The organism is Hahella sp. NS-SX17 (assembly GCF_057367735.1).
In genome coordinates, this window is the sequence record NZ_CM170632.1 from 2,469,388 (window position 1) to 2,494,273 (window position 24,886).

Annotated in this window: 21 protein-coding genes; 15 read left to right on the top strand and 6 right to left on the bottom strand. The window is 53.1% G+C overall.

Annotated features, from left to right (window positions below):
* The first annotated feature begins 144 nt into the window (after nucleotides 1-144).
* Together AC2IBB_RS11170 and AC2IBB_RS11175 are read left to right on the top strand one after the other, a co-directional pair.
* Complete coding sequence (locus AC2IBB_RS11170; RefSeq protein ID WP_486332932.1) at nucleotides 145-864, top strand: hypothetical protein; 720 nt, start codon at nucleotides 145-147, stop codon at nucleotides 862-864.
* A gap of 61 nt (nucleotides 865-925) precedes the next feature.
* Nucleotides 926-1,513, top strand: coding sequence for an HD domain-containing protein (locus tag AC2IBB_RS11175; RefSeq protein WP_486332933.1), 588 nt, complete (start codon nucleotides 926-928; stop codon nucleotides 1,511-1,513).
* Between the two features lie 53 nt (nucleotides 1,514-1,566).
* Here the strand turns inward: AC2IBB_RS11175 and AC2IBB_RS11180 are convergent, their stop codons facing one another.
* Complete coding sequence (locus AC2IBB_RS11180) at nucleotides 1,567-1,869, bottom strand: Dabb family protein (protein ID WP_486332934.1); 303 nt, start codon at nucleotides 1,867-1,869, stop codon at nucleotides 1,567-1,569.
* Between the two features lie 157 nt (nucleotides 1,870-2,026).
* On the opposite strand from AC2IBB_RS11180, the gene AC2IBB_RS11185 reads away from it, so the two are divergent.
* Genes AC2IBB_RS11185 through ybaK form a run of 4 tightly spaced genes read left to right on the top strand, consistent with a single transcriptional unit; the run spans nucleotide 2,027 to nucleotide 7,412 of the window.
* On the top strand, nucleotides 2,027-3,025 hold the full coding sequence (locus AC2IBB_RS11185; RefSeq protein WP_486332935.1) for an HlyD family secretion protein: 999 nt from the start codon (nucleotides 2,027-2,029) through the stop codon (nucleotides 3,023-3,025).
* Nucleotides 3,022-5,769 (top strand): ribosome-associated ATPase/putative transporter RbbA, encoded by a 2,748-nt coding sequence (rbbA, locus tag AC2IBB_RS11190; protein WP_486332936.1) that lies wholly within the window; start codon nucleotides 3,022-3,024, stop codon nucleotides 5,767-5,769. The genes AC2IBB_RS11185 and rbbA overlap by 4 nt, the downstream gene beginning before the upstream one ends.
* A gap of 1 nt (nucleotide 5,770) precedes the next feature.
* Nucleotides 5,771-6,901: an ABC transporter permease gene (locus AC2IBB_RS11195; RefSeq protein WP_486332937.1), complete on the top strand. Its 1,131-nt coding sequence runs from the start codon at nucleotides 5,771-5,773 to the stop codon at nucleotides 6,899-6,901.
* Between the two features lie 31 nt (nucleotides 6,902-6,932).
* A complete protein-coding gene (ybaK, locus tag AC2IBB_RS11200; protein WP_486332938.1) occupies nucleotides 6,933-7,412 on the top strand; it encodes a Cys-tRNA(Pro) deacylase in 480 nt (159 codons plus the stop codon).
* Between the two features lie 176 nt (nucleotides 7,413-7,588).
* Here ybaK and AC2IBB_RS11205 read toward each other — a convergent pair whose 3' ends face one another.
* Nucleotides 7,589-7,996, bottom strand: a complete 408-nt coding sequence (locus AC2IBB_RS11205) for a hypothetical protein (RefSeq protein WP_486332939.1) — start codon at nucleotides 7,994-7,996, stop codon at nucleotides 7,589-7,591.
* A 386-nt stretch (nucleotides 7,997-8,382) separates the two neighbouring features.
* Between AC2IBB_RS11205 and AC2IBB_RS11210 the strand changes: the two genes are divergently transcribed.
* From AC2IBB_RS11210 to AC2IBB_RS11240, 7 genes are all read left to right on the top strand, one after another.
* A complete protein-coding gene (locus AC2IBB_RS11210) occupies nucleotides 8,383-9,042 on the top strand; it encodes a macro domain-containing protein (protein WP_486332940.1) in 660 nt (219 codons plus the stop codon).
* Between the two features lie 222 nt (nucleotides 9,043-9,264).
* Nucleotides 9,265-13,572: an RHS repeat-associated core domain-containing protein gene (locus tag AC2IBB_RS11215; protein ID WP_486332941.1), complete on the top strand. Its 4,308-nt coding sequence runs from the start codon at nucleotides 9,265-9,267 to the stop codon at nucleotides 13,570-13,572.
* Between the two features lie 20 nt (nucleotides 13,573-13,592).
* Nucleotides 13,593-14,024 (top strand): hypothetical protein, encoded by a 432-nt coding sequence (locus tag AC2IBB_RS11220; RefSeq protein WP_486332942.1) that lies wholly within the window; start codon nucleotides 13,593-13,595, stop codon nucleotides 14,022-14,024.
* Between the two features lie 98 nt (nucleotides 14,025-14,122).
* Complete coding sequence (locus AC2IBB_RS11225) at nucleotides 14,123-14,545, top strand: hypothetical protein (RefSeq protein WP_486332943.1); 423 nt, start codon at nucleotides 14,123-14,125, stop codon at nucleotides 14,543-14,545.
* A 73-nt stretch (nucleotides 14,546-14,618) separates the two neighbouring features.
* Nucleotides 14,619-15,248 carry a hypothetical protein gene (locus AC2IBB_RS11230; RefSeq protein ID WP_486332944.1) on the top strand — a complete coding sequence of 210 codons (630 nt, stop codon included), beginning with the start codon at nucleotides 14,619-14,621 and terminating at the stop codon, nucleotides 15,246-15,248.
* Nucleotides 15,249-15,385: 137 nt separating this feature from the next.
* Nucleotides 15,386-15,718 carry a GRAM domain-containing protein gene (locus tag AC2IBB_RS11235; RefSeq protein WP_486332945.1) on the top strand — a complete coding sequence of 111 codons (333 nt, stop codon included), beginning with the start codon at nucleotides 15,386-15,388 and terminating at the stop codon, nucleotides 15,716-15,718.
* 267 nt (nucleotides 15,719-15,985) lie between these two features.
* Nucleotides 15,986-16,738, top strand: coding sequence for an alpha/beta fold hydrolase (locus AC2IBB_RS11240; RefSeq protein WP_486332946.1), 753 nt, complete (start codon nucleotides 15,986-15,988; stop codon nucleotides 16,736-16,738).
* A gap of 41 nt (nucleotides 16,739-16,779) precedes the next feature.
* Here the strand turns inward: AC2IBB_RS11240 and AC2IBB_RS11245 are convergent, their stop codons facing one another.
* Entirely contained in the window at nucleotides 16,780-17,559 is a 780-nt protein-coding gene (locus tag AC2IBB_RS11245) for an SDR family NAD(P)-dependent oxidoreductase (protein ID WP_486332947.1), read from the bottom strand.
* Nucleotides 17,560-17,799: 240 nt separating this feature from the next.
* Here AC2IBB_RS11245 and AC2IBB_RS11250 point away from each other — a divergent pair, with 240 nt between their 5' ends.
* Complete coding sequence (locus AC2IBB_RS11250; protein WP_486332948.1) at nucleotides 17,800-18,825, top strand: malate dehydrogenase; 1,026 nt, start codon at nucleotides 17,800-17,802, stop codon at nucleotides 18,823-18,825.
* Nucleotides 18,826-18,880: 55 nt separating this feature from the next.
* Here AC2IBB_RS11250 and AC2IBB_RS11255 read toward each other — a convergent pair whose 3' ends face one another.
* Entirely contained in the window at nucleotides 18,881-19,621 is a 741-nt protein-coding gene (locus tag AC2IBB_RS11255; protein WP_486332949.1) for a substrate-binding periplasmic protein, read from the bottom strand.
* Nucleotides 19,622-20,032: 411 nt separating this feature from the next.
* On the opposite strand from AC2IBB_RS11255, the gene AC2IBB_RS11260 reads away from it, so the two are divergent.
* Entirely contained in the window at nucleotides 20,033-21,142 is a 1,110-nt protein-coding gene (locus tag AC2IBB_RS11260; RefSeq protein WP_486332950.1) for a M28 family metallopeptidase, read from the top strand.
* A 246-nt stretch (nucleotides 21,143-21,388) separates the two neighbouring features.
* On the opposite strand, the gene AC2IBB_RS11265 is transcribed toward AC2IBB_RS11260, so the two are convergent.
* Together AC2IBB_RS11265 and AC2IBB_RS11270 are read right to left on the bottom strand one after the other, a co-directional pair.
* Nucleotides 21,389-23,083, bottom strand: a complete 1,695-nt coding sequence (locus tag AC2IBB_RS11265; protein ID WP_486332951.1) for an alpha-keto acid decarboxylase family protein — start codon at nucleotides 23,081-23,083, stop codon at nucleotides 21,389-21,391.
* The gene (locus tag AC2IBB_RS11270; RefSeq protein ID WP_486332952.1) at nucleotides 23,070-24,824 is read right to left on the bottom strand and encodes a flavin monoamine oxidase family protein; all 1,755 of its coding nucleotides are present in this window, start codon (nucleotides 24,822-24,824) and stop codon (nucleotides 23,070-23,072) included. The genes AC2IBB_RS11265 and AC2IBB_RS11270 overlap by 14 nt, the downstream gene beginning before the upstream one ends.
* Between the last annotated feature and the right edge of the window lie 62 nt (nucleotides 24,825-24,886).

Sequence of the window (24,886 nt, forward strand, 5' to 3'; positions counted from 1 at the left end):
TCAATAAGAAATATATTTATCGCGAGTAATTGTAAAGGCGGCTATCCCGATCTTTTTTTCGGTATGATGCGCGTTTTCTGGCTTGCACTTAGGGTAAAGTTAGGTGCGACTGTTGGTTCTGATGAAACGAATAATAAGGCGTATATGAATAGAACTTTAATCATCCCACGCGTTACTCTGGCTCTTGCCCTGATGTTTTCTCTCGGTGCTTCCAGTGTCCATGCGACGACCTGCGATAGCGACGTCATTAAATGGTTCTCCAGCAAGAATTATGAAGCCGGCGACCTGACCTTTTATGATGGCGTCTGGTATCGGTCGCGGATGCGTCATTCAGGAATGCAGCCGGGTATTGGTTTTACCTGGGAGAAACTGGACTTGCCGCCTTGCGAAGCGATTCTGAAAGCATCAGACAAAGAGGCGGCTAAGGAGCAGGACCACGTGCTGGCGGAGCCGGCTAAAAGCAGTTTTTCAGCAGATGGGCAAACTTCCCCTGAGAACCGCGGGGACGCTGTCGAAGCGGACGGTTCGGTTGCAGGTGACCCACTGACAGTGACGGAAAAGCCACCCGTCGAACAACGCGTTGAAGAGGAAGTGCAAGATGTCGGTTCAGACGATTGGCGTGAGAAAGAAAGTCTGGTCTCGCAGATTAAAAGCCTGCTGAGTCCTGAGACCGATTTCGACGGTCCCAATTGCGCCGACATCAAGCCCTGGAGCTTTGCGCAGTCCTATTACGTCTCCGACTTGGTAAGCTATAAGGGACAATATTACTCGGCCATCCGTAATTCCAATGGCGGCTATCCGGATACCATGCAGACGCCGCCGTCCTGGAAACCGATTGAGTTGGACTGCGGGAACTCAGAATAGAGTTAAGCAGCCCGGCACTGAGTAGGCATTTGAAGTACTAACAGCAAAAAGGAGAAGACGAATGCTGCAATCCGACATTCATGGAATATTGGAATTTTTAAGAGGGGCGGAGCAGCTTAAGAACGTTATCCGCTCCGCCTGGACTTCTGCGGGACGGAATGAAAGCACCGCGGAACATACCTGGCGTCTCTGTCTGATGGCGATGGTGTTTGAAAAGGCTCTGCCGGAACTGGATTTCGCCAAACTGCTGAAGATTTGCATTATTCACGACCTCGGGGAAGCTATCAGCGGCGATATTCCCGCCACTGCACAGTCTCCAGACGTAGATAAATCCATCCAGGAGCGACAAGACCTTCTACAGTTGCTGGAGCCGCTGCCGGAGCATTTGCAGCAGGATATTCTGGCGCTTTGGGACGATTATGACCAAGTGCAATCCATTGAGGCCAAAGTCGCTAAAGCGTTGGATAAAATGGAAACCATCCTGCAGCACAACCAGGGCAAAAACCCTCAGGATTTCGATTACGCGTTTAACCTGGAATACGGCAAAAAGTACGCGAACATAGACCCGTTTATTCAACAACTGCGGGATATTGTCGATCAGGAAACTCTGGAGAGATCGCAAAGCTCGCGGAAAGGGGCGGCAGAGTAAATCAGCATCGCCGACCCGACGCACTCTGAACGCGCATCGGGACGCTCACTACCTTATTCCGACACTTCGTAATCGAACACCATGACGTCGGCGATAGTTGGAACGAACACCTCTTTGAACGCTTCATGCTTGGGGTGAGGAAGGTATGCGTCGCGATCCGCAATAGTTGTGAAGGTCAGGTTGAAGCAATGCTCCAGGCCTTTGGTCAGTCCCTCTGGACTATTGTTAGGGCCGTATTCAAACGCGGCGACTTCGTCCATTTCTTCCGCCATTCTGGCGAAACGCTCGACCATTTCCGCCACATCCGCATCGGATAGGCCGTCTTTAAACTTCACGAATACAAAATGTCTGATCATGTCCAAGTCTCCGGGATGGTCGGCGCCCGCCGCCATCCGTTAAGTTTCTGATAACAAAGCGTCTTTGCGAGCCGGATTTGACGCTCGTCAGCGCCGTCGCGATCATTTTTCTTTATTGTTCCTTTCGTTTTCGAATGTGTACGAGGGAGGAGGAGAAATGAACAGCGAATTGCAGCGCGAACCGCAAAAAAAATGGATCAGGTTTCTGGCTCCGGCGCTATTGCTGGCGGCGGCCGGATTCGTCTACATGGCCTACCAGCCGGACAGTCTACCGGACTCTATCGCCCAGGGAAATGGACGTCTGGAAGCGCAGGAAATTGATGTCGCCACCAAGCTGCCGGGCAGGGTTGAGGCCGTTTTGGCGGAAGAGGGCGAGATGGTGAAAGCTGGCCAAGTGCTGGCGCGCATCAATGTGGATGATCTACAGGCGGAACTGCGTCAGGCTCAGGCTACGCTGCGGCAGGTGCAGGAGTCCGCCAAGTATGCGGAAGCGGTGGTGGATCAGTATGAAAGTGAGCTGAGCTTCGCTGAAAAAGAGTTGGCTCGCTCCAGTCAGCTAAGTCAGAAAGGCCACGTCTCCGCAGAGAAGCTGGACCTGGATAAGACATCCAAGTTGCGTGCGGAAGCCGCGCTGAAAGCCGCCCGCATTAAGGTGGTGGAAGCTCAGGCGGCGATTGAGGCGGCGCAAGCGGCGATTGAGCGCCTGCACGCCAACATTGCCGAGTCCGAATTAAAAGCGCCCATCGACGCCCGAGTGCTGTATCGATTGGCGGAGCCTGGAGAAGTACTGGGCTCCGGCGGCAAAGTGCTGGCCCTGTTGGACCTGACCGATGTCTACATGACGATTTTCCTGCCAACCTATCAGGCTGGCGTATTGTCGGTAGGCGCTGATGCGCGGGTAGTGGTCGACGCTCTGTCGGATCTCCGCATTCCCGCCAAAGTCTCTTATGTGGCGCCGCGGGCGCAATTCACGCCCAAGCAGGTGGAGACGCAGACAGAGCGTGAGAAGCTGATGTTCCGGGTGAAAGTGAAAATTGATCCTGACTTGCTGAAAGCGCATCAGGAGAAAGTCAAAACCGGGGTCACTGGCGTGGCTTATGTAAAGCTGGAGGACGACGCTGAGTGGCCGGAAGACCTGCAAGTGAGGCTGCAGTGAGTCCAGCGGCGCCGGTTGTTGAAATCAATGGGCTCGAACACCGATACGGCGACCTTATCGCGCTTCAAACGCTGAGCCTGAATATCCCGTCTGGCGTTATCGCCGGCATTATTGGTCCCGATGGCGTGGGCAAGTCCAGCCTGCTGAATTTGATATCCGGCGCGGCGCGAATTCAGAGAGGCTCCGTGCGTGTATTGGGGGGCGACATGGGCGATGACAATATCCGTGACGGCTTATCTCCCCGAATCGCCTATATGCCGCAGGGGCTGGGTAAAAATCTGTACTTTTCTCTATCTGTATTCGAAAACTTGGATTTTTTTGGTCGTCTGTTTGGTCTGGATAAGAGGGAGCGCCATCACCGCATCAACACCCTGCTGCGCAGCACCGGACTGAGCCGTTTTCGCGAGCGTCCGGCGGGGAAATTGTCTGGGGGCATGAAACAAAAACTGGGGCTATGTTGCGCGCTGATTCACGATCCTGATCTGCTGATTCTGGATGAGCCGACCACCGGCGTAGACCCACTTTCCCGACGTCAGTTCTGGCGATTGATTGATGAGCTACGGGGCGCTGACGGACGCATGAGTGTGTTGGTGTCCACCGCTTATATGGACGAAGCGGAGCGCTTTGACTGGCTGGTGGCGATGGATCAAGGCCGCATTCTGGCGACGGGCGCCCCCGATGAGCTGAAGGCGCAAACCGGAGCAAGCAACCTTGATGAAGCCTTCATCCGTCTTTTGCCCGAAGAGGGCAGGAAAGGGCATCATGAACTGACCATCGCGCCTTGGCGTGAGCTATCGCCGGTTCCCGCAATAGAAGCACAAGGACTGGTCAAACGCTTTGGCGCCTTCACGGCGGTGGATCAGGTGAGCTTCAGTATCCGTCAGGGAGAAATCTTCGGCTTCATCGGCTCCAATGGTTGCGGCAAAACCACCACCATGAAGATGCTGACTGGTTTGTCTCCGCCGACGTCCGGCGTGGTGCGTTTATTCGGCTCAGAAATGGAGCTGAATGATCTGTCGGCGAAGAGAAATGTGGGGTACATGTCGCAGTCTTTTTCGCTCTACGCTGAGTTGACCGTGCGACAAAACCTGATGCTGCACGCCAAGATCTTCGGGCTGGATGCTCGTCAATCCGAGGTGCGAACGCAGGAACTGCTGAACGGATTTGGTTTGCAGGCGTACGAAGACGAATTTGCGGAATCCCTGCCTCTTGGGATTCGGCAGCGTCTTTCTCTGGCGGTGGCTGTCGTCCACAAGCCAAAAATTCTTATTCTGGATGAGCCCACCTCTGGCGTGGACCCGGTGGCGCGGGATCGGTTCTGGGAGCACCTCATTCAGCTCTCGCGTCAGGATGGCGTAACGATTTTTATTTCCACGCACTTTATGAACGAAGGCGAGCGTTGTGACCGGGTGTCGTTGATGCATGCCGGTAAGGTGCTGGCCTGCGACAGTCCGCAAAATATTGTGGCGCAGCGGGAGGCGGAGAGCTTCGAGGAGGCGTTCGTCAGCTGCTTGAGCGAGGCCGCCGGCGAGGGTCAAGAGGCGGAAGTCAAAGCTGCCGGAGACCCTTCTGCTGCTGACGCGGCGGCGGGGCGCTCTGGAAAATTCGTGGCGCAAGGCTTCAATGTTCGCCGGATGTTGGCGTATGCGCATCGGGAGTCGTTGGAGTTTTTACGTGACCCGATTCGTCTGACATTCGCGTTGCTGGGCTCGGTTATATTGATGTTCGTGTTGGGGTATGGCGTCAGCCTGGATGTGGAAGACCTGGCGTTCGCCGTCTATGACCAGGATCAAACGCCGGAGAGTCGTGATTATGTCCAGTATCTGGCTGGATCTCGCTATTTCATTCAACAGCCGCAGGCGTCTAGCTATGAAGAGGTGGATCGCCGTATGCGCAGCGGCGAACTCAGCTTTGTGGTGGAAATTCCCTCGGGATATGGTCGTGATGTGAAGCGGGGCAGACAGACTGGCGTGGCGGTTTGGCTGGATGGCGCCATGCCTTTCCGGGGCGAGACGATCAAAGGTTATCTGTCCGCGGCCCACTATGCTTACCTTGGCGATCTCGCCATACGTTCATTGGGGGCTGCGCCAGCGTTGTCTCCGGTCAACTTGGAAATGCGTTATCGCTACAACCAGGATTTTCGCAGCATCTACGCTATGGTTCCCGCAGTGATACCCATGTTGCTGATTTTCATTCCCGCCATCTTGATGGCGCTGGCGGTGGTGCGGGAGAAGGAGCTGGGCTCCATCGTCAACCTGTATGTCACGCCGGTGACGCGGTTGGAGTTTTTGCTGGGCAAGCAGGCGCCATACATCCTTGTCAGCATGATCAGCTTTATGTTGCTGGTGGCGCAGTCGGTTTTTTTCTTCGATGTGCCCATCAAAGGCAGCTTCGCAGCACTATGTTTCGCCGCGTTGTTGTATGTCATTGCGACAACAGGCCTGGGATTGCTGGTGTCATCATTCACCCGGACCCAGATCGCCGCATTGGCGGGGACGGCGTTGGCCACACTGGTTCCCGCGGTGCAGTTTTCCGGTATGACAGATCCAGTGTCCTCCCTGGAAGGGGCTGGAGCCTGGATCGGCAGTCTGTATCCGACTACTTACTTTCTGATTATCAGTCGGGGAACCTTCACCAAGGCGCTGGAGTTTGCGGACCTGTACTATTACTTCCTGATACTTGCGGCCTTTATACCCGTGATTACCGCGCTGTCGGTGTTGACTCTGAAAAAGCAGGGACGTTGATATGAGCAGTAAACTAGCCAACATTCTCCGTCTGGGAATAAAAGAAATTCGCAGTTTTTTGCATGACCGCGCGTTACTGATATTCGTCCTGGCGGCGTTCACTATTATCGTCTACAGCGCCGCCACTGCCGCCTCAAGGGAGCTACACAATGCGCCTATCGCCATTGTGGACGAAGATCAGAGTCAACTGTCACTGCGCGTCGCCAATGCCTTTTATCCCCCTCACTTCAAAGAACCGGAGCTGATTTCCTACGCGGAGGTGGACGCGGGTATGGATGAGGGACGTTACACCTTCGTTGTGGTGATTCCATCCGGGTTCCAAAAGGAGGTGATGGCGGGGACATTCTCTGATGTGCAGGTGAATATCGACGCCACCGCGATGACTCAGGCCTTTATTGGCGCTACCTATATTCGTAGTATCGTGACGGCGGAGGTGAACGAGTTCGTCAGCGGTCGCCGAGACGAAGCAGCGCTGCCGATAGAGCAGAATGTGCGCGTCATGTTTAACCCCAATCTGACGGGATACTGGTTCGGTGGCGTGATGGAGATTATTTCTCAGATCACACTGCTGTCGATTATTCTCACCGGCGCTGCGTTGATCCGAGAGAAAGAGCACGGCACTCTGGAGCATCTGTTGGTAATGCCGTTGTCGCCGCTGGAAATCATGGCGGCGAAAGTGTGGTCCAATGGTTTGGTCGTTCTATTGGGAGCCGCCATGTCGTTGTATGTGGTGATTCAGGGCGCGCTGGATGTGCCGATCGCCGGATCTGTTCCGCTGTTTCTGCTTGGCGTGGCGTTGCATCTGTTCTCCACGACCTCCATGGGGATATTCCTCGGTACGGTCGCACGCTCCATGCCGCAACTGGGATTGCTGATTATCCTGGTGATACTGCCCATGCAGTTGCTGTCCGGCGGCATTACGCCAAGGGAAAGCATGCCGGATGTTGTGCAATACATCATGCTGGCGGCGCCGACCACACACTTCGTCAGTTTTGCGCAGGCGATTATCTATCGCGGCGCCGGGTTCTCCGCGGTATGGCCTCAATTTCTCGCCATCACGGCGATTGGATTAGCCTTGTTTCTGGCGGCGCTTGGACGATTCCGAAAAATGGTGGAAACTACCCAGTCTTGAATGACTTTACTGAGCAGTAGAAGGGAGCCCCATGACGCCGGCGATTAATCAGGCCAAGAAGGCCAAGGTAACCTACCAAGTTCATGAATACGCACATGATCCGCGTTCTGAATCCTATGGCGAAGAAGCCGCACAGGCGCTGGGAGTGTCCGCCGAGCGAGTGTTCAAGACGCTACTGGTGGCATTGACCGGCGGTGCGCAAAAGCTCGCCGTGGGAATAGTGCCGGTCTCCGGCAAGTTGGACCTGAAAGCCGTTGCGAAAGCGCTTGGGGCCAAAAAAGCGGAAATGGCGGATCCAAAGGAAGCCGAGCGCGCCACTGGATACATTGTCGGCGGCATCAGCCCACTGGGCCAGAAAAAGCGCCTGCCTACCGTCCTTGACGATACCTCTCTCAACTACGCCACCATCTTCGTCAGCGCAGGAAAGCGAGGCCTGGAAATAGAACTTGCTCCTCAAGACTTGCTATCGCTCACTGGCGGCGTCTCTGCGGCGATTGGCGTTTCAGACTGATTGGAATATGAAGCAGAAATTGACGCCTTTGCGTGAAGCTTGATGACGCCGATGGGGCCGGATTAGGTTTCTGAGGAAGGGTACATGTATCGAAAGACAATGCCAAAATGCGAAGTAAAGGGGCCTCTAGACCCAGTGCTATTTAGTCATATGGGCATAGAAGACCTTATGCCGACCTACGTTGTATGATGGAAGAGTTTGGCTAAGAAACTACTGTTTTTATGCTGATGCTCTTCTCGCAAAGCCTGTAGTCGCAACCATTCTTTATAGTCCATATCTTCTTCCTGCACAGGAAGGCTTTTTATATACGCTATGGCGGCGTCAGTCCCTTTGTTTTTATAAATATTGTTGATGGTCTCCGCTCTATATTTACGTTGTTTGAAGTAGTGTTCAGTCGGGGGGGCGCGTAAAGGGATTTTTATTCTTGGAAGCAAGGATAGGAAACTACCATACTCGCTAAACATATCGGCTGTTTCCTGACATTCTGGCGTTTGCTCCTCCAGTCTGCGAATCGCCATAGTCAAGATATAAAAATCAGAATAGTCAGAGTTTTTTTCGATAATCTGCTCTAGTTGCTGAAGCATATAGCTCTCGGGGTATGGCGTGACGAGGGCGAGCCAGGATGCCCACGCCAGGCTACGGCTGCCCCTATTTGTTATATCTTCGAAAAGTTTGGCGTCCATGGCGCAGATACAATGGTAGCAGGTGTAGAAGAACTCCAAAGGCAAGCATCTCACTTGTGGATATTCAGGTATAAACTTTTGATAGCCTCTGACTCTTACAAGCTGTTTGTTTAATAAACTCTTTATGCTTGGAAGTTGACCGCCTCGGAAATGTGATGCGCCATATGTAAAGTGATGAGAGTCAATATAGTGCTCGGAGTAGGACATAGGCTTCAGGCTTTATCATTGTAGAAATGCATTGAGTGCAGCATTTTAAAGATCTTTCGTTAAGGGAGACAAACAAAAATATGTTCAAATCGATGATCGCCTCTATCACCGGGAAACGACCGCAAGTGGTGAAACCTTTTGGTGATAATAGGGATAAGAAAGCGGTGGCGTTTCATCTGTGTGGGTACGAAGAAAAGACGGCGGAAGCGCTGGTTGCTGCGTTTGCTGGTATTGATCAAGTTGAGGTGGCGCAGGGCGACATCCTGCATTTGAAGTGTGATGCGTTGGTCAGCCCCAGCAACAGTTTTGGCGAAATGAGCGGCGGTCTAGATAAAGCGATAGACGACTTTTATGACGGCCAGGCGCAAACAAAAGCCAGTGCGGCGATTCGTCAGGAGTACCTTGGTGAGCTGCCCGTCGGCGCTGGGTTGGCGTTGGATATGCGCACGCAGCAATTTCCGGTGCTGATTCTGGCGCCGACCATGAGAATTCCCGGCAACGTCAGCGCTACGCTCAACGCCTATCTGGCCATGCGCGGCTTGTTATTGGCGCTTGCCCGATACAATGCGAAGTCGGAAAACAAAATCAGGCATATCGCCATACCCAGCCTTTGCACTGGCGTAGGAAGCATGGACGCAGTCGAGTCAGCGACGCAAATGCGAGCGGCGTTCGACAATGTGGTTTTGAGAGGTTGGGAGAACGTCAGACATCCGGCTATGGCGCCTTTTGCAAATCGTTAGCTGATATTGAGAATATCGCGGCAGATAGCTCTTGGATTTTATTGGGACTGGGTCGCATAAGTCTTCATGATAGTTGTCCATTACTCCCTCTGTATTAGGTGATGTGGATGATTCATGCGTGCTTCTTTGAAACGTAGAATGTGGCTATTTATTGTCCGCGCAATATTCATTGCCATATTTTCTTCATGGCTGGGAATGGCGTAATACTAGGGATGTTTTCAAATGTTTTCCTCTCGCTCGTATGAGTTCAAGCACTTGACTGACATTACCAATGCTGACCTGCCGTTTGTTGAATCACCTTTCTTCGCCTCCAGCTATGCCGAGCGTTGTCTGAACATAGACGCCAAAGTCGGCGATGTCGTTAACCACCTAAAGGGGAGTCACTTTCGTTCATCGTTTGGCGCGTTTCCCGGCAGGGGATCGCGGCATCTGCGCAAATGGAAAGAAGACTTTGTCAAAGGCGTCGAGCGCGGCGAAATTCTGCTGGTCTTTTCTGACAAGAAGAAACCGTTTTGCTCTGTTGTGAGTGAAAGCGAAGACGGCCTCAAGCCCAATGTGTCTGAACTGACGCTGGCCGTACGCCTGATCAACCGCGCTAACCCTGCGCCGCCTCCACCGCCGGCGATCACTGGCGAAGTCATGGATGTCACTGCGCTTAATGGCAATCCGGGGTGGGAAAGCAAACCCAGAGAATCCACCAGTCATCAGGCTCCGCCCAAGACCTATTCTGCGCCTCCCGCCCAGACGGCTCCTGCAGCCTCGGAAAGCGCCGTGGATGAGCAGGCGCAAGCACAAGCTCTCAAGAACACCGCCAAAGATGAATTGCCTTTCTGCGAGGAGTGCGAAAAATCCGGCGGAGCTAGTGGCGCATCGCCATCGAGCGACAGCAGCGTTAGCGAAAAATCCGGCAGCAACGATAATGGCGCGACCACGCCGGATAACAAAAATGTCTGCACCAGCGGCGAACCCATCAGCATGGTCACCGGCGAGGAATTGCTGGATCTGACCGACTTCACCGTCGCCGGCCCGCTGCCGATTATCTGGAAACGCACCTATAAATCCTCCAATCCCCATCAACGCGGTCTGGGCGTGGGCTGGACTCATTTGCTGTGTCAGCAGTTGGAGGAGCAGGAAGGGCGTCTGGTCTTCACCACGGACGAAGGCCGCTACATTGATTTTCCTTTGGCGGAGCCGGGCCAGACCGTTCGTAATTCGGCTGAGCATCTGGAGCTGCGTCGGATCGACGATACCCATTACGTACTGAAACAACGCGGCGAACCCACCCGCTTGTTCGTAGGCGCTGATGGCGTCTACCGTCTGGAAGGATTGCTGGATGGCGTCGGCAATGGCGTGCGTATTCAATACTGGCAGGACCTGGACGGCTACGAGCGGCCGGTCACCCTTATTCAGACCAGCTGGGGCAAACGCCTGTACGTGCTGCATAACGCTCAGGGACTGATCTGCGAGATCCAGTCGCTGCGCGCGGACGGCGATGTGGACACCCTGGCCAAATACGAATACGACGACGCCCAGGATCTGGTGCAGGTGCGGGACCCCGCCGGCGCGGGTGAATCCTACGCCTATCGTAATCACGTCATCACCCGCCGCACCCTGAAGACCGGCTTCAGCTTCTATTTCGAATGGAGCCGCTACGACAAAGCCGCCCGCTGCGTGCGTCAGTGGGGCGATCAGGGCGTCTACGACTACCGTTTCGAATGGGACCCGGCCAACAAGACTTCCCACGCCATCGACAGCAACGGCGGCAGAACCACCTTCCACTACGACGATCGCGGCCAGATCGTTAAAGAAATCGATCCAGAGGGCGGCATCACCCTACGCCTGTACGACAACGCCGGCAATCTGGTGGAGCAGACCGATCCTAACGGCCACAGCACCCACTACGCCTACAATGACAACGGCCAGTTGACCGCCCTGATCGACGCCAACGGCGGCCATTACAAGATCGACTACAACGACGACGGCATGCCGGTGGCGATCACCAATGCTCTGGGCCATGTCTGGCGTCGCGAGTACAACGAACAGGGCCTGCTGGCCCGCATCACTGACCCGGAAGGCGCGCAGACCCAATACGAATACAACGCCCAGGGCCTGCCGCAAAAGATCATCGACGCACTGGGACAGGCCCGGGAACTGCAGTGGAACCGGGAAGGCCAACTGGTCAGCGAAACGGACAACCAGCACACCACCCGTTACGCCTACAATGCGCAGGGACAGGTCCGCGCCGCCACCGATCATCAGGGGCAAACCACAGCCTATCAGTACGACCGCAACGGCAACGTCACCGAAGTCAAACGCCCGGACGGCTCCGTCCTCAAAATGCGTTACAACGCCAACGACCAGCTGACGCACTTCATCGACGCCGCCGGCCGTTGCACGGAATACGTGTATGACGGTCTGGCCCAGGTGCGCAAGCGCATCGACCCGGCTGGTCAGAGCTTTGAGTATCTGTACGATAAAGAACGCAACCTGATCGGCCTGATCAACGAAAAAGGCGAGCGCTATGAACTGGCCTATGACCGCAACGAACGACTGATTCAGGAAATCGGCTTCGACGGTCGGGTGCAGCAATATCAGTATGACCCGGCGGGCCATCTGAAGGCGCATATCGAAGGCGTACACGAAGACGAACGCATTCGCGCGCAACACACCACACTGTTCAAACGCGACCCCATGGGCCGCCTGCGCGAAAAACACAGCCCGGACGGCGACATCAGCCGCTTCGCCTACAACGCCAACGGACAATTAACGCAGGCCAGCAACCCATACCGCACCCTTGAATTCGCCTATACGCCGACAGGACGTCTGGCGGAGGAAATCCAGGACGGCCAACGTCTGCGTCACGAATACAACCCGCTGGGCGCCCGCATCCAATCACTATTACCGGACGGCGGCGTCCTCGGTTTCGGCTATGACCGCCATGGCCTGTTCACCCAGGTCAGCCACAACGGCGACGTCCTGACCAGCATCGAACGGGACCAGGACGGACGCGAATTACGTCGCCGCCAGGGCGCGGCGGAATCCCGCTACGACTACGACGTCATGGGACGTCTGATTCGTCATCGGGTCAGTCATCGTCAGAGCAAAGCGCGCATCATCGAGCGCAGCTACGGCTATGACGCCAGTGGCAATCTGGCGCTGATCGACGACCTGAAAAAAGGAACCACCCATTACCGTTACGACGCCCTCGATCGCCTGAAAACGGTCGAAGGCTATTGCAACGAAGAGTTCGCCTTCGACCCGGCGGGCAATATTCTCGACGGCCAGAACCAGGCCAAAGGCAACCGCCTGAACTTCCACGGCGACCGCCACTTCGAATACGACGCCGCCGGCAACCTGATCCGCGAAAAACGCGGCAAAGGCGGCAAGCTGGAAACCCGTTACCAGTACAACAAGCAGAACCAACTGGTCGCCATCGAAAAAGACGGGCAAAAGACCGAATACCAATACGACGCCCTGGGACGCCGCATCGCCAAACAGGACGCCTTCGGCAAGACCGAGTTCCTCTGGAACGGCGACGTGCTGTTATCTGAACAGCGCAACCACCTGAACAAAGTCTACGTCTACGAACCCAACAGCTTCCGTCCTCTGGCGTTCATCCAGGACAAACAAGTCTACCACTACCACCTGGACCACCTGGGCACGCCGCAGGAAATGACCAATGCGGAAGGCGAAGTCGTCTGGTCCGCCCGCTACAAAGCTTACGGAAACCTAGCGCTTAAAGACGTCGAAGACGTGCAGAACCCACTGCGCTTCCAGGGACAGTACTACGACGAAGAAACCGGCCTGCACTACAACCGGCACCGCTACTACGACCCCAGCGCCGCACGGTTTATCAATCAGGACCCCGTTGGACTGTTGGGGGGAGACAACAACTATCAATATGCGCCAAACCCCACAGGATGGGTGGACCCGTTTGGGTTGACTTGTAAAGAAGGTAAAGAGCTTGATAATTATCGCATTGAAAATGGAATTGGGTTTGATGAAAATGGAGTATACAGAGGTGTAATACCATTTTCGAATGATCATGTGTTTGAAATAATTGATAAAAATGATGTTTATGATTTTGATATGCCGGGCAGGACGCCAGGACACTCTGGAGATAAACATAAAATAAACATAAAAGATCCTAAGGTGTTGGAAATATTGAATAGCCCGGAGCGAATTTTTACAGGAAGGAATAAGTGGGGTAATCACGTTGATATATATTATAAAGAAGGTAGTGCCGTTTTCACTGATGCAGGAAATAAAAGAAGTATTATTTCTGTATATGGACGTATAGAAGGGAAGAAGAAAACAAGAGGTCGCTGGCGGGATGCTCAAGATGTCAAAATTGATCAATGGGTTGACCCTGAATATAAAAGGACCGTTGACGGCCAAGAGTCAGTCGTTGGCTGGAAGCATAAAGGGGATGACGGTAGCGATATTAACGAACGGTATGCGGAGATAGATCCTAATGATAGGAATGTTAGAATTAATAATAAGGACTATCCGCTATTTGAGCTAGAATGAATTTATTTTTGGGGTTGATTATGAAAAAAATGGATTCTATTTTAAATAAAATTAAAGTTAATGGTTTTTGTGAGGGCGATGAATGCTACCAATTGTTTTCTATGCTGACTATGTCTTTGGCGCAAAAATTAGGCGTTAAAATTCTTTTTGATGTTCAGCCTATAACTAATAATTATATCGTTGGCTGCATTGGGTATACAGCCGAATCTAGTTTTGGTTGCCTTGATGTTTCACTGTTGGTGAATGTAATTGTGAACTGCAGCGGAGATAGACCATCAATCATCGCAGATGTGATGGTTTATAGTGGATCAGTGCGCCTTGATCAAACTTATGGGTTTAAGCACTTTTCTCATTTTGAGTATGATTATGAGAGTTCTGGAGAGTGGATCTTCATAGGCTGGAAGGCGGATGAGTATGGAGGGTATGATAGTTTTAGGCAGCTAGATGAGTGAGACTTGATATTGTTTTATGCAGTAGACGGTATCTTCGCTGTCAATGTTGGTAAAAGATTTGAAAATAATATTATTCTGGGAACTGTTTTTTAAATATTGTGATTGATGCGATTAAGCGGATTAAAGAAAGAAGATTTTGGGTTGTTCCTCCGTATGCCTATGATTGGGATGAGGACGAGAAGTCTGTTGAAGATTATGTAGATTATTATGGGCGGAATATAGATTATTGTATATGTGATGCTGTGGCGTATAGGAACTCACTTTTCGAGTTTGAAAATATTCTTTCTGAAGAGATTTTGAACGTTGTTTTAGATATGAGGAAAAGGTTTATTTCTACTTTTCCGTTTTGTGATGATAAGTTCGATCTATGTGAGGATCGCGGTAGCGATAGATGTAATTCTTTGTATTTGAAGATGAGGAATTCCTATTATGATTTCGCAGGAGATGATTCGATTCCTCATATTGATAGGTATATAGATAACTTGGTCTGTATAAAAGAATATATGCAGGATAGTCCATAAATAATTTTTCATGCGAGAGTGTGTCGGATGACTTTGTTTTGATGTTTTATAGTCGTTCTTGGGTTTGACCGGCATGATGGTTCTGTATGGAGCTAATAGGAGCTCAGGCCCGATGATACCGGATACCAATAAAATGAAAAAAATAGGTTTAATTAACAAGCTAAGAAATGAGGCAGAATATCCACTCTCTCTAATAAAGAAAGCTGTTGATATGAGTGATGGCTACGAAGAGGCTAAACTTATTTTGGAAAAAGAAATTAATAAAAACTTAGATGTAATCAAGAGAAGCCTTTGTATAACTGAGGATGAAGCAGTTTATGCTTATGAATACTATGGATATTCTCTAGAAAGGTGTATTGATGAAGAGAGAAAAAAGTCTTTGCCAGTCACGATTGAAACTAAAAGAAGGTCGGTTTCATCTCGACTTAAAAATGGTGACTTGTTGGTGGGGGATGTGTATGGATTATCTGAAGATTGTTATTGCTGGGTTACAGCTCAAAAAAAGGAGGGTGAGTATATTGTTTGCTTAATTGGATTTAGAAAGTCCGATGTTGAAAACTGTTTAGATCTTATTTATTCAGATGCAGTGGAGTTTTTGCAAAAAAGATTTTTATGTGAGGATGATGCTATAAAAGGAATTGAAGAGTATGTGGATATTTTTGAGTTTGATACAAGAAAGGCTTATGAAAAGTTTCCCTTGTGAAGTTTGAGTTGTTGCGGAGGTTTTTCATCTCGTACAGACTCTAACGTATCTAGCTAAAGCAAAGCCATTGCCCAGACTTACGCGATGACGCTATGATTCGGGCGATTTTTTTAAGCCATCTACTTGGAAGTGTCTCCATGATACATCTTGCGCCCGGTGAAGATATTCTGAAGGAAGGCGTCGCCAATTTGCAGAAAAACGTGGAGACGGTGGGCGGTAAGCTGTATTTGACTAATCAGCGTCTGGTTTTTCGGGCGCATGCTCTGAATGTGCAGGGCGGTGTGACGGAGATTCCTTTGGCGCAGGTTTGTAAGTTAACCAAGTGCTGGACCAAGTTGTTTGGCGTGGTTCCCCTTTATCCTAATTCTCTGGCTATCAGCACCCATGACAATACGGTCTTTCGCTTTGTGTTGTTTGGGCGGGATAGTTGGCGTGCGGCCATCGCCGAGCAAGTTGGAACTCCTGCATGAAGTGGGTCTTTAGACCGCTAAGTGCTGTGTGGGTGGGTTTAATTTTGCTGGCGATTCCCTGGAGGGATATCAGCGCAATCAAATCCACTACAAGTCTGTTGCCTGCTGGCGCGCCTCAGTTTTTACGGGCTATCAGCCCTTCTGGTCGTTTCGCGAATGTTACGCTTTCCACTATGCCCGAGCAGCGGTTGACTCTGCCTTGGGATGATAGCTTTACCCTCTTCGCGTCGAATTTAAACGTTTCTCACTCAGAGCAGGCATAACGCTATGGCGCATACGACGAATGTGGTGATGATCCACGGATTAATGGGTTCCCTTAGTTACTTTGAGCCGCAAAAACGCGCTCCTGACATTCGCTGGTTAACACCGGATTTGCCGGGATACGCCGCGACCCCAATGCAGCATGGAGAGGAAGGTTTTTCTTTACGCGGTCAGGCCGAATATGTCCGCGACCTGATACTGGAGCTGGATGAGGGCCCTTGTTGGGTAGTGGGGCATAGTGTGGGCGGCGCCATTGCGATGTTGTTGGCGGAGGCGTATCCACAGCTGGTGCGCGGCCTTATTAGCGTGGAAGGCAACTTCACTCTTAATGATGCGTTCTGGTGTAGGAAAGTCGCCGCCATGTCTATGTCCGAGTGGCGAGAAAATTATGCGGAAATGCAACGCGATCCAGAGAGCTGGTTGGCTCGCGCGGAGATTGAAGCAACCCCTGAGCGGCTCGAATGGGCGCGCAAGGTATTGCTTAACCAATCGGCGGAAACTGTCCATGCGGTGGCTACTGCTGTCGTGAAGGAAACCGCTGGAGAGGAATATCAAGATACTGTTCGCCGCGTCGTGGATAGTGGCCTGCCGTTATACCTGCTCTCAGGCGAGAGATCCGACGCCGGGTGGGATACGCCTGCTTATGCGCGGGCAGCGGCGCTGCAGAGCGTGCGGCAGAAAAATACGGGGCATATGATGATGTTGGAGGCCCCGGATGAATTCTGCGCCATTGTTGCGGACTTCATCCGCTCTTCTTAACGCGCCTGGACAAGGGCTGTCCAGGCGAAGAGTCTAAGTGCTCAGGATTTGTTTCTATGAATCGCCAGCCTTTCCGGCGCCTGGCACACTGGCATCACTTCGATGCGGTTGATGTTCACATTGGCGGGACGTGTCGCCGCCCAGGCCACGCAATCCGCGATATGCTCTGGGGTTAACGCGTCGGCGTTTTCATAGGTGGCCTTCACTTTGTCTTCGTCGCCTTTGAAGCGCACTAGAGAGAATTCGCTGCCGCCCACCATTCCGGGTTCGATATTGGTGACCCGCAGCGCCGTGCCAAGCAGGTCCGCTTTCAGGTTGCGGGAAAACTGCTCGACGAAGGCTTTGGTGGCCCCGTAGACATTGCCGCCAAAGTAAGCGTATGAGCCAGCGATGGAGCCTATATTGATAATGTGTCCGGCATTGCGTTCCACCATACCTGGCAACAGCAAATGAGTCATGAACGCCAAACCAGTGCAATTCACTTCAATCATGCGGCCCCAGTCTTCCCAGGAGACGTTCTGCGCCGGACCCAGGCCCAACGCCAAACCGGCGTTGTTCACCAGCAACTCTATAGCAGCGAACGCCGGCGGCAGATTTTCTATCGCGGCCGTCACGGCTTGCTGGTCGCAGATATCGCAGGCGATGATGTGGCAGCTGGTCTGCAGGCGGGCCGCCAGCGCCTCCAGTTTATCTTGACGACGCGCCAGCAGGATCAGGTCGTAACCCTCTTGCGCCAGTCGCTCCGCAATCGCTTCGCCCAAGCCGACGGATGCGCCTGTGACCAGCGCAATTTTCCCGCTATTGTTTCCCGGCTTACTCATAGCATTCTCCTCACTCAGTCGTGGTCATATACAAATGCGCCTAAGTACTTGGCGATAAGGGAATTAAGTATTCAGATTTTTTCGGGGGATGAAACCCCTGATCATCTCCTCGTTATAAATTAGCCGGAAGTCTAAGTCTCAGGTGTACGAAATACGACCTATTGCTGAGGTCGCGCCAAAATTACCCTGACTAGAATAAAAGCGTCGCCGTATCTTTTTATACATCAAGGAGGGCGCGCCATGAGCCAAACCGTCACTATCGCTGTCACTGGGGCCGCTGGAAACGTTTGTCAGTCATTACTGTTCAGGCTGGCGGCGGGCGAACCATTCGGGCCTGACTTCAATGTCCGCCTGCAACTGGTCGAGAAGACTGAATCGATGAAAGCCCTGGAAGGGCTGGCGATGGAGTTGGAGGATTGCGCTTTGCCGTTGCTGGAAGGCGTAAGTCTGCATGACGACCCCGCCAGCGGTTTCAAGGATGTGGATTTCGCTATCCTGACCGGCGCCAAACCCCGTGCGGCGAATATGGATCGCATGCAACAATTGCAGGAGAACCCTTCTATCTTTGTGGAGCAGGGTAAAGCCTTGGGCTCCGTGGCCAAGGAAACCGTGAAAACCCTGGTTGTGGGCAACCCCGCTAATACCAACGCGTTAATCGCCTGGGCGAACGCCCGATGCCTGCCTCATCATCAGTTTTCCGCGCTGATGCGTCTGGACCACAATCGGGCGCTGGGCTTTCTCGCCCGCAAAATTGGCGTTAATCCGCGCCGCATCAAACGCCTGACGATCTGGGGCAACCATGCCAGCACCTTGTTTCCAGATGCGTCCCATCTGCGTATAGACGGGCAGCCCATTCGTATGGCGCTGGATATGAACTGGTATCGGGACATCATGATCGAGCAAGTGCAGCAGCGCGGGTTGGCGGTGATTTCCTGCAAGGGAAGAACCAGCTCCAGCTCAGCCGCGCAGGCGATTATCGACCATTTGCGAGATTGGCGGTTTGGCACGGAAGAGGGAGACTTCGTCAGCATGGGTGTATTGAGTCAGGGAGAGTACGGGGTGACGCCAGGGCTGTTTTTTTCCTATCCGGTCACATGTCGCAAAGGGCGGGCGGAAGTGGTGGAAGGGTTGGATCTGGATGACTTCTGTCGACGTATGGTGAAGGTGACGGAAGAGGAATTGGTGCGGGAGCGCAAAGCGATTGAAAACCTGCTGCCGATGTCTCCGGAGCAACTATTGGCGCGCGCTCACTCGGAAGTGGCCTGAAGCGGGTCCAATGATTGCCGCCAGCGTCAGGTCTCAAACGGAAGCCCGGTCGAAGTTACTGAGAATCCAGATACAAAAAGTATAGGGCGAGGATTTCGTCATAACGCCCGGACTGATGAATGTCCGCGCAGATGTCCCAGATACGCTCCGACAAGTGTTGGTGACGGGCGTAGAATGAACGTGAGAAGACGATGAACATGTCGTCCTGCATCAGTGGGGTGGGCAGCCGTCGCACAGGGGAGTCAGGGGCGTTCAGATCGAGGTATGGCTCCACTTGCATCGCGTAACTGGCCACTATCGACACCCGTTGGCTGGCCAGGAGGTTGGCGAGGTGCTTGGGTTCGTACCGCTCAATGACCTCCACTCCCATACGCTGCAGTAAATCCGCGGATGAGTAGCCCAGCCCGGCGGCAGCCTGCGTCCCTGGGGGAAGCTTGAGCGATACGCCGTCCCATATCACCGCCGGATCTGTTGTATATAGCCATAGGGTATTGCTGTACACCAGTTTTGAATGATCCACCGAGCCGTCCAGTTTGCGGGGGTAGTGACTGAACTGCTCCCGTTCTTGAACATATGAAGATCCAATCACCGCATCTGACTGGCCTGCCTGCAACTGGGCCAGGCAGCGTTTCCAGGGGCGGCGTTCAAAGATAATGCGTATGGGGGCCTGTAGCTCGATTTCATTCAACATTTCATAGGCGACGCCTTTGTACTCAGTGGCTTCCTTCGTCTCCGCCATAGTCAACCGGTAAATGGGAGGGTTGGCCACGTCAATGCCGCAAACGTTGATTTCCACAATATCGGCTTCGGTGCGAGCTGCTCCTGTGGCTCCAATCAGCGTTAAGGAAAGGAGCAGAATTTTAGACCACGGGGACGTAATTTGGGCGCGCATGGACTACTCAGAGGGTTGGGTGCTTTTTGTACAGTCACTGTAAAAAACTATAGCACCGAGCTGAGCGAAGCTGTAGTTGGCTCATCAAGAGCAGGAGCAACCTAAGGCAAATGAGGGATATCCGCCTGGGGTTGAATGCTTCAGTATGGTGCGACGACTGTGACTGGCGCCGCCGCTAAGGGGCGCCGCCAGTAGTCGCTACATCGATTATCTTGATGTTTTTCAAATAAAAATAATGACTTCTCCACGATATTTGCTTATCGCCGGACGGGGTTTTTGATGCCTACGCATCTTTTTTTAGATAGGAGAAATTTGATGTTTCCTGAAATAAGTACAAAAAAACTACTGCCAGGACTGGCTTGCCTGATGTTAGCGACAGGCTGCTCCAATAATAATGATTCCAATGATGGCGGCTCCAACGCCAATAAGACTGCGGACGACTATCTGGTTGACCTGGCTCATCCCACCAAGGGCATCGGCGCCAGAGTGGCGGGAACAGAGAGTGAACGCAAAGCGGAAGCTTACCTGCTGGCCGAACTCAGATCCTTGGGGTATACCCCCAGCGCGCAGGCGTTTACCTATAAAGTCAGTGATAACGAGTTTAACTCCAGCAATGTCGTTTTTGAGAAGGCTGGAACCAGCCCTGAGAAAATATTGGTCTTAGGCGCTCACTACGACACCACTGGCGAAGACCTTGGCTCAACCGGCGCGACAGACAACGGTACGGGCGTGGCTGTTATGCTGGAGGTGGCCAGGCTCGTTAAAGATAAAACCTTGCCTTATACGCTGCGCTTCGTGTTTTTCGGCGCGGAAGAGAAAGGCCTGCATGGCTCAAATTACTACGTGAATCAGCTTTCGATGGATGATTTGGGCGACATCGTTGGTATGGTCAATTATGATACGGTGGCCGGGGGCGATTACCTGTATGTGCATTCCGCCGACAGCGCCACACCTTACGAGTGTAAAGGCGACAACACCTCTTATGCCGCCGGGGACAGGGTGCGGGCCGCGATGTTGAATGCGTCCGTCGCTCTTGAAGGGGATAACGATTTTCTTATCCATCCTGATGTGGCTGACGGTTATCAAGCGGGAGAAACCGGAGAATGGTCAGATCATGTCGCTTTCGCCTGTCGCGGTATTCCCATTGCTTATGTCGAGGCGACCAACTTCGACATTGATGGAAAATATGGAAAAGACGGATACTCGCAAACCGTTAACACGCAGTTCTGGAACTGTTTTGACGAAGCGTCCATTGGCGCCTGCGACAGAGACGCCGAAGAAAAATGGGGAGAAATCTGGCATACCGGCAGCGACCGTATCGACGCCATGGAATCCGCCTTCCCGGGTAGAGTCAGCAGTCAGATGGAGCGAGTAGTCAAGGCGACTGTTGAGTTCGTCTCCGCCGCTGACTATTACCTGCCATAACACGATCGCTTATTCGCCACAGTACTATCGTTCAGGCGGGTCAGTGGCCCGCCTTGTTTATAGAATTACATGGCAGCGATATTGGCATGTAAATAATAAGGCGCATGGATGCGCCTGCGCGGCGGCTAGTATTGGGAGACTGGGCCTGACCTGTGCAGGCTCTGTCGTTGCAGACAAGCTGCAGACAGATAGAAGGAAATTATTTTTCTGCCTGATTAATCGCTTTCAGGCATTTGACCTCATCCTTCAGGAAGGTTTGGCCAGACGACGAATTTGCGGCGCCAGATCTTTTTGCGGAATAACAATCTCCACCAGCGCGGGACAGTCCACCAAGGACTCCACATCCAATAATATTTTCTGCAGCTCGTCGATGGTTTGCGCCCGATATCCCATAGCGCCGTAGGCCTTGGCGAGGGATTGGTAGTCCCATTGCGGCAAAATGTCGAAAGGCGCAAAACGCCCCTCTGGCGTGAAGGCCTTGATGTCGACAAAAGCTTGCTCAATGGCGTAGACGCCGTTGCTCATCACGAAAATAACGGCGTTAACGCGATGTCGCGCCAGCGTGGACAGCGACTGACACATCATCATGAAACCCCCATCGCCAGCGACTACGTAAGGGCGTTTGCCGCTGGCCATGGCGACGCCGATGGCGCAGCCGGTTTCATGGCCAAGCGATCCCCAGATCGCGTCTGCGATAAAGCTGTTTTGAGGTAATCCGTTAATGTTGCTGGCGACATAGAGAGACGAACTTTCACCCAGGATGAGTTCAAGCTCTGACTGCAAGCGTCGCTTTTGGAAAAAGTGAGTGAGCTGATCGAAAAAGATGTTGTAGGTGAGCTGGGCGCCCAGCTCCGTATTCCAGCTGGCGCAATCCCCCTCGTCCAGATGCACTTTCACCAGCGCATGAGGAAAACCGTTCTTGCTTTTGATCTGCGCCGACAGGCCGTCAATGTAGTCAGTCATGGCCACATTGCGGAAGTATTCATAGCCTACGCGCACCTGCTCGTCGTTAACCAGAATAATGTCGGAGAAATCGCTTTGCATCAGGTCCAGGTAGTCATCGGTGAAAATCACGCCGAGCGCCAGTATGCAATCCACATTCTTCATGTATTCACGCGTGCCCGGGCAGGAGGCGGCGCCGGCATAAGTGCCGATGAATTGCGGATGGCTTTCGTCGAGAACGGATTTCGCCTCCAGTGTAGTGGTGAAGGGCAGGCCGCTGGCCTCAACCATGCGCAATGCCTGATCCTGTAATCCGTAACGGGCGATTTCTATACCCAGCATGATCACGCCGCGCTTGGCGTTGACGAGCTTCTTCAGCGTCTCATCCACCGCTGCCCGCAGCGACGCTCTGTCGCTCACAGGCGCTTGCGGCTGCAACGGGCTTTCCGGCTCCCGACAAGCCTCGCCCCAAACGTTTTGCCAGGCTTCCAGATAAACCGGGCGACGTTTGCTGATGGCGGCGGTGAGGGCGCGATCGATCTGTAGCGGCGCCTCGGCGGCGTTAGTCAACACTTCCGCTGCGACAGTGACTTGTTCAAAGACTTTCTTATCCGCATTCAGGTTGCCCGTGGAATGGTGAAACAAGACGCCCTTATCGCGAATGATCAGTCTGTCCCGGGAGGAAGGGCTGGCGCTGATGACAACCACCGGATTGCGCTCGACATAGGACCCGGCCACCGCGTTCAGTACGCTGAAGGCTCCCACGCCATACTGAACGGACACCGCGCCAATGCCGGCGAAACGGGCGTAACCATCGGCGGCGTAACCAGCGCCCAGTTCATTGATGTCTCCCACGGCGTCCACGCCGTCGAACTTTTCCAACGCTTCCATGAATTCGGAAACATAATCGCCGGGGACTTGAAATACTTTGTGCAGGCCAAGCTGGCGCAGGCGGGTGAGTAGATAGTCAGCGACGGTAAATGAGTTATCCTTCAACATTGTCGATTCCTTTGTACGCAAATTGAGTGACTTCATCCAACACGTTCTTGCAGTCAGCGCAGGAGAGACAGTCGCAGCTTTCGGCGCAACCGTCAGGGCAGGGGACAGGCATCAGGGAAAATTGTTGTTCCGGGGGCAGCCAGGAAGGGCGCGCTATTCCGAAAAATTCCTCTAACGTCGACTCGGCGACGGTCAGAGCGCCTTCCACCCAGCCCTGATCGTAAGAATAGGCTTCGCCGACAATATAAATCTGTTGATCCTCCACCGGATGGCGCATGCGACACATGATCTTGTCTAGCCGGTAGTTGGCTTTCCACTCATGCCAGCCGCCGCCGTAGGGATCGTCGTCCCAGGCGTGATACACCGCGCTGTAAGGCTCCGGCAGCTCCACTTGATCATGAACCTGGCGCACTTGTTGTTGCGCCGCGCGCACCATGTCTTCGCTGACTTGATAGCGGGTTCGGGGCACAACTTTGTCGGCGCTGATATCTGTTTCCAGGCAGGATGGTTTGTAGCCGATAAACGGCAGACCGTCCTCCAGTCCCTTCCAGAACGGGACTGTGCCAATGTCGTTATAGGAGGCCATCAGCAGGGAGTTCAGAAATGGCTCGCCGCCGGGTTGTTCACACTCGGTTCCCATGTAGTAAACCTGTCTTACCGGAAGGTCGGTGACCGAGCGTCCCGCCACCAGTCCCAGGCTGCGCCACCAGGGTTTTTCGTAGGCGAGGAACAGTTTGAAAGCGGATTGGATCAATACGGACGGCAGGTTCTCCTGCAACCAGGAATCATTGAAAAACTCAGACTGGATCAATTCCAGAGAACGACGCGGCATGGCCAGGATAATGCGTTTGGCTCGCACGATCGTTTCGCCGGATTGGTCTGTGGTTTTTCCATCAATCGTGCGCGTATGTTGAAAGTGCAGACTGTAGGGGTAGTCTGCGTCGCCGGTATAGCGGATTTCCGCCAGACGGTGGTTCATATAGAGGCGTTTGGTTCCGAGCAGATTGCCCGGAGCCTGCACGAACTGTTCGCAGAGCGTCAGCGGCAGGGTCTGGAATCCGCGCTTCAGCGTGAGAAATTGGGTCTCGTCACTGTACTCCGTCGCCGGCAGTTGTGTGACCGCATTGGCGTTAGCCACGTTGGCGTCGTAGCCGCCGGCGTCCTTCATGAACATATAGCCTTCGTTACTGAGCACCCGATAAAGCAGATCCCAGAACCCGTATTTCCAGATCTCCTTGCCGAATACTTTCACCCGCATCTGATCGCATAAAGATAAGTCCGCGAACCCCGGGTACAGATAGTTCATGATTTTTACTTGCAGATCTTCAGGCCCATAGCCGCGCTCAGACCAAGCCATGTTGTAAGGGATCTTGTCGGGATGGCCGCTGAAGTCCCGATAGCGGAAACGCGTACCGCGCAGGAAGAAAAGGTTGTCTTTGGAGCCGACGGGTTCCGGCGCGCCCATGGGAAAGTCTTTAGTCGGCAACTGCAGGTATTTGACCAGATTGGCCACCAGGATATGGGCGTCGGGGATATAGCGCATGCCGCCGACTTCAGCCACGACATTGGGAAGTCCGGGAAGCGTGATGCTATAAAGGCGTCCGCCGATGCGGTCGCTGTATTCAAACAGAGCGATATCCTGCTGTGCGCCGCACTCCGTCTGCAGGCGCCAGGCGCTGTACACGCCCGAAACCCCTCCACCGACAATCGCGACATCCAAGGTCAACGCAGCGTTATCCATCAGCCCACTCCTTGTCAGCGAATCGTTACTTTTTATTCCGTTCCTCTGGTAATAAAAAACAT

What these genes read in the sequence shown, in the direction of transcription:
- AC2IBB_RS11170 (WP_486332932.1), top strand. Translation starts at nt 145, where the DNA reads ATGAATAGAACTTTAATCATCCCACGCGTTACTCTGGCTCTTGCCCTG.
- AC2IBB_RS11175 (WP_486332933.1), top strand. Translation starts at nt 926, where the DNA reads ATGCTGCAATCCGACATTCATGGAATATTGGAATTTTTAAGAGGGGCG.
- AC2IBB_RS11180 (WP_486332934.1), bottom strand. Translation starts at nt 1,869, where the DNA reads ATGATCAGACATTTTGTATTCGTGAAGTTTAAAGACGGCCTATCCGAT.
- AC2IBB_RS11185 (WP_486332935.1), top strand. Translation starts at nt 2,027, where the DNA reads ATGAACAGCGAATTGCAGCGCGAACCGCAAAAAAAATGGATCAGGTTT.
- AC2IBB_RS11195 (WP_486332937.1), top strand. Translation starts at nt 5,771, where the DNA reads ATGAGCAGTAAACTAGCCAACATTCTCCGTCTGGGAATAAAAGAAATT.
- ybaK (WP_486332938.1), top strand. Translation starts at nt 6,933, where the DNA reads ATGACGCCGGCGATTAATCAGGCCAAGAAGGCCAAGGTAACCTACCAA.
- AC2IBB_RS11205 (WP_486332939.1), bottom strand. Translation starts at nt 7,996, where the DNA reads ATGCTTCAGCAACTAGAGCAGATTATCGAAAAAAACTCTGACTATTCT.
- AC2IBB_RS11210 (WP_486332940.1), top strand. Translation starts at nt 8,383, where the DNA reads ATGTTCAAATCGATGATCGCCTCTATCACCGGGAAACGACCGCAAGTG.
- AC2IBB_RS11215 (WP_486332941.1), top strand. Translation starts at nt 9,265, where the DNA reads ATGTTTTCCTCTCGCTCGTATGAGTTCAAGCACTTGACTGACATTACC.
- AC2IBB_RS11220 (WP_486332942.1), top strand. Translation starts at nt 13,593, where the DNA reads ATGAAAAAAATGGATTCTATTTTAAATAAAATTAAAGTTAATGGTTTT.
- AC2IBB_RS11230 (WP_486332944.1), top strand. Translation starts at nt 14,619, where the DNA reads ATGATGGTTCTGTATGGAGCTAATAGGAGCTCAGGCCCGATGATACCG.
- AC2IBB_RS11235 (WP_486332945.1), top strand. Translation starts at nt 15,386, where the DNA reads ATGATACATCTTGCGCCCGGTGAAGATATTCTGAAGGAAGGCGTCGCC.
- AC2IBB_RS11240 (WP_486332946.1), top strand. Translation starts at nt 15,986, where the DNA reads ATGGCGCATACGACGAATGTGGTGATGATCCACGGATTAATGGGTTCC.
- AC2IBB_RS11245 (WP_486332947.1), bottom strand. Translation starts at nt 17,559, where the DNA reads ATGAGTAAGCCGGGAAACAATAGCGGGAAAATTGCGCTGGTCACAGGC.
- AC2IBB_RS11250 (WP_486332948.1), top strand. Translation starts at nt 17,800, where the DNA reads ATGAGCCAAACCGTCACTATCGCTGTCACTGGGGCCGCTGGAAACGTT.
- AC2IBB_RS11260 (WP_486332950.1), top strand. Translation starts at nt 20,033, where the DNA reads ATGTTTCCTGAAATAAGTACAAAAAAACTACTGCCAGGACTGGCTTGC.
- AC2IBB_RS11265 (WP_486332951.1), bottom strand. Translation starts at nt 23,083, where the DNA reads ATGTTGAAGGATAACTCATTTACCGTCGCTGACTATCTACTCACCCGC.
- AC2IBB_RS11270 (WP_486332952.1), bottom strand. Translation starts at nt 24,824, where the DNA reads ATGGATAACGCTGCGTTGACCTTGGATGTCGCGATTGTCGGTGGAGGG.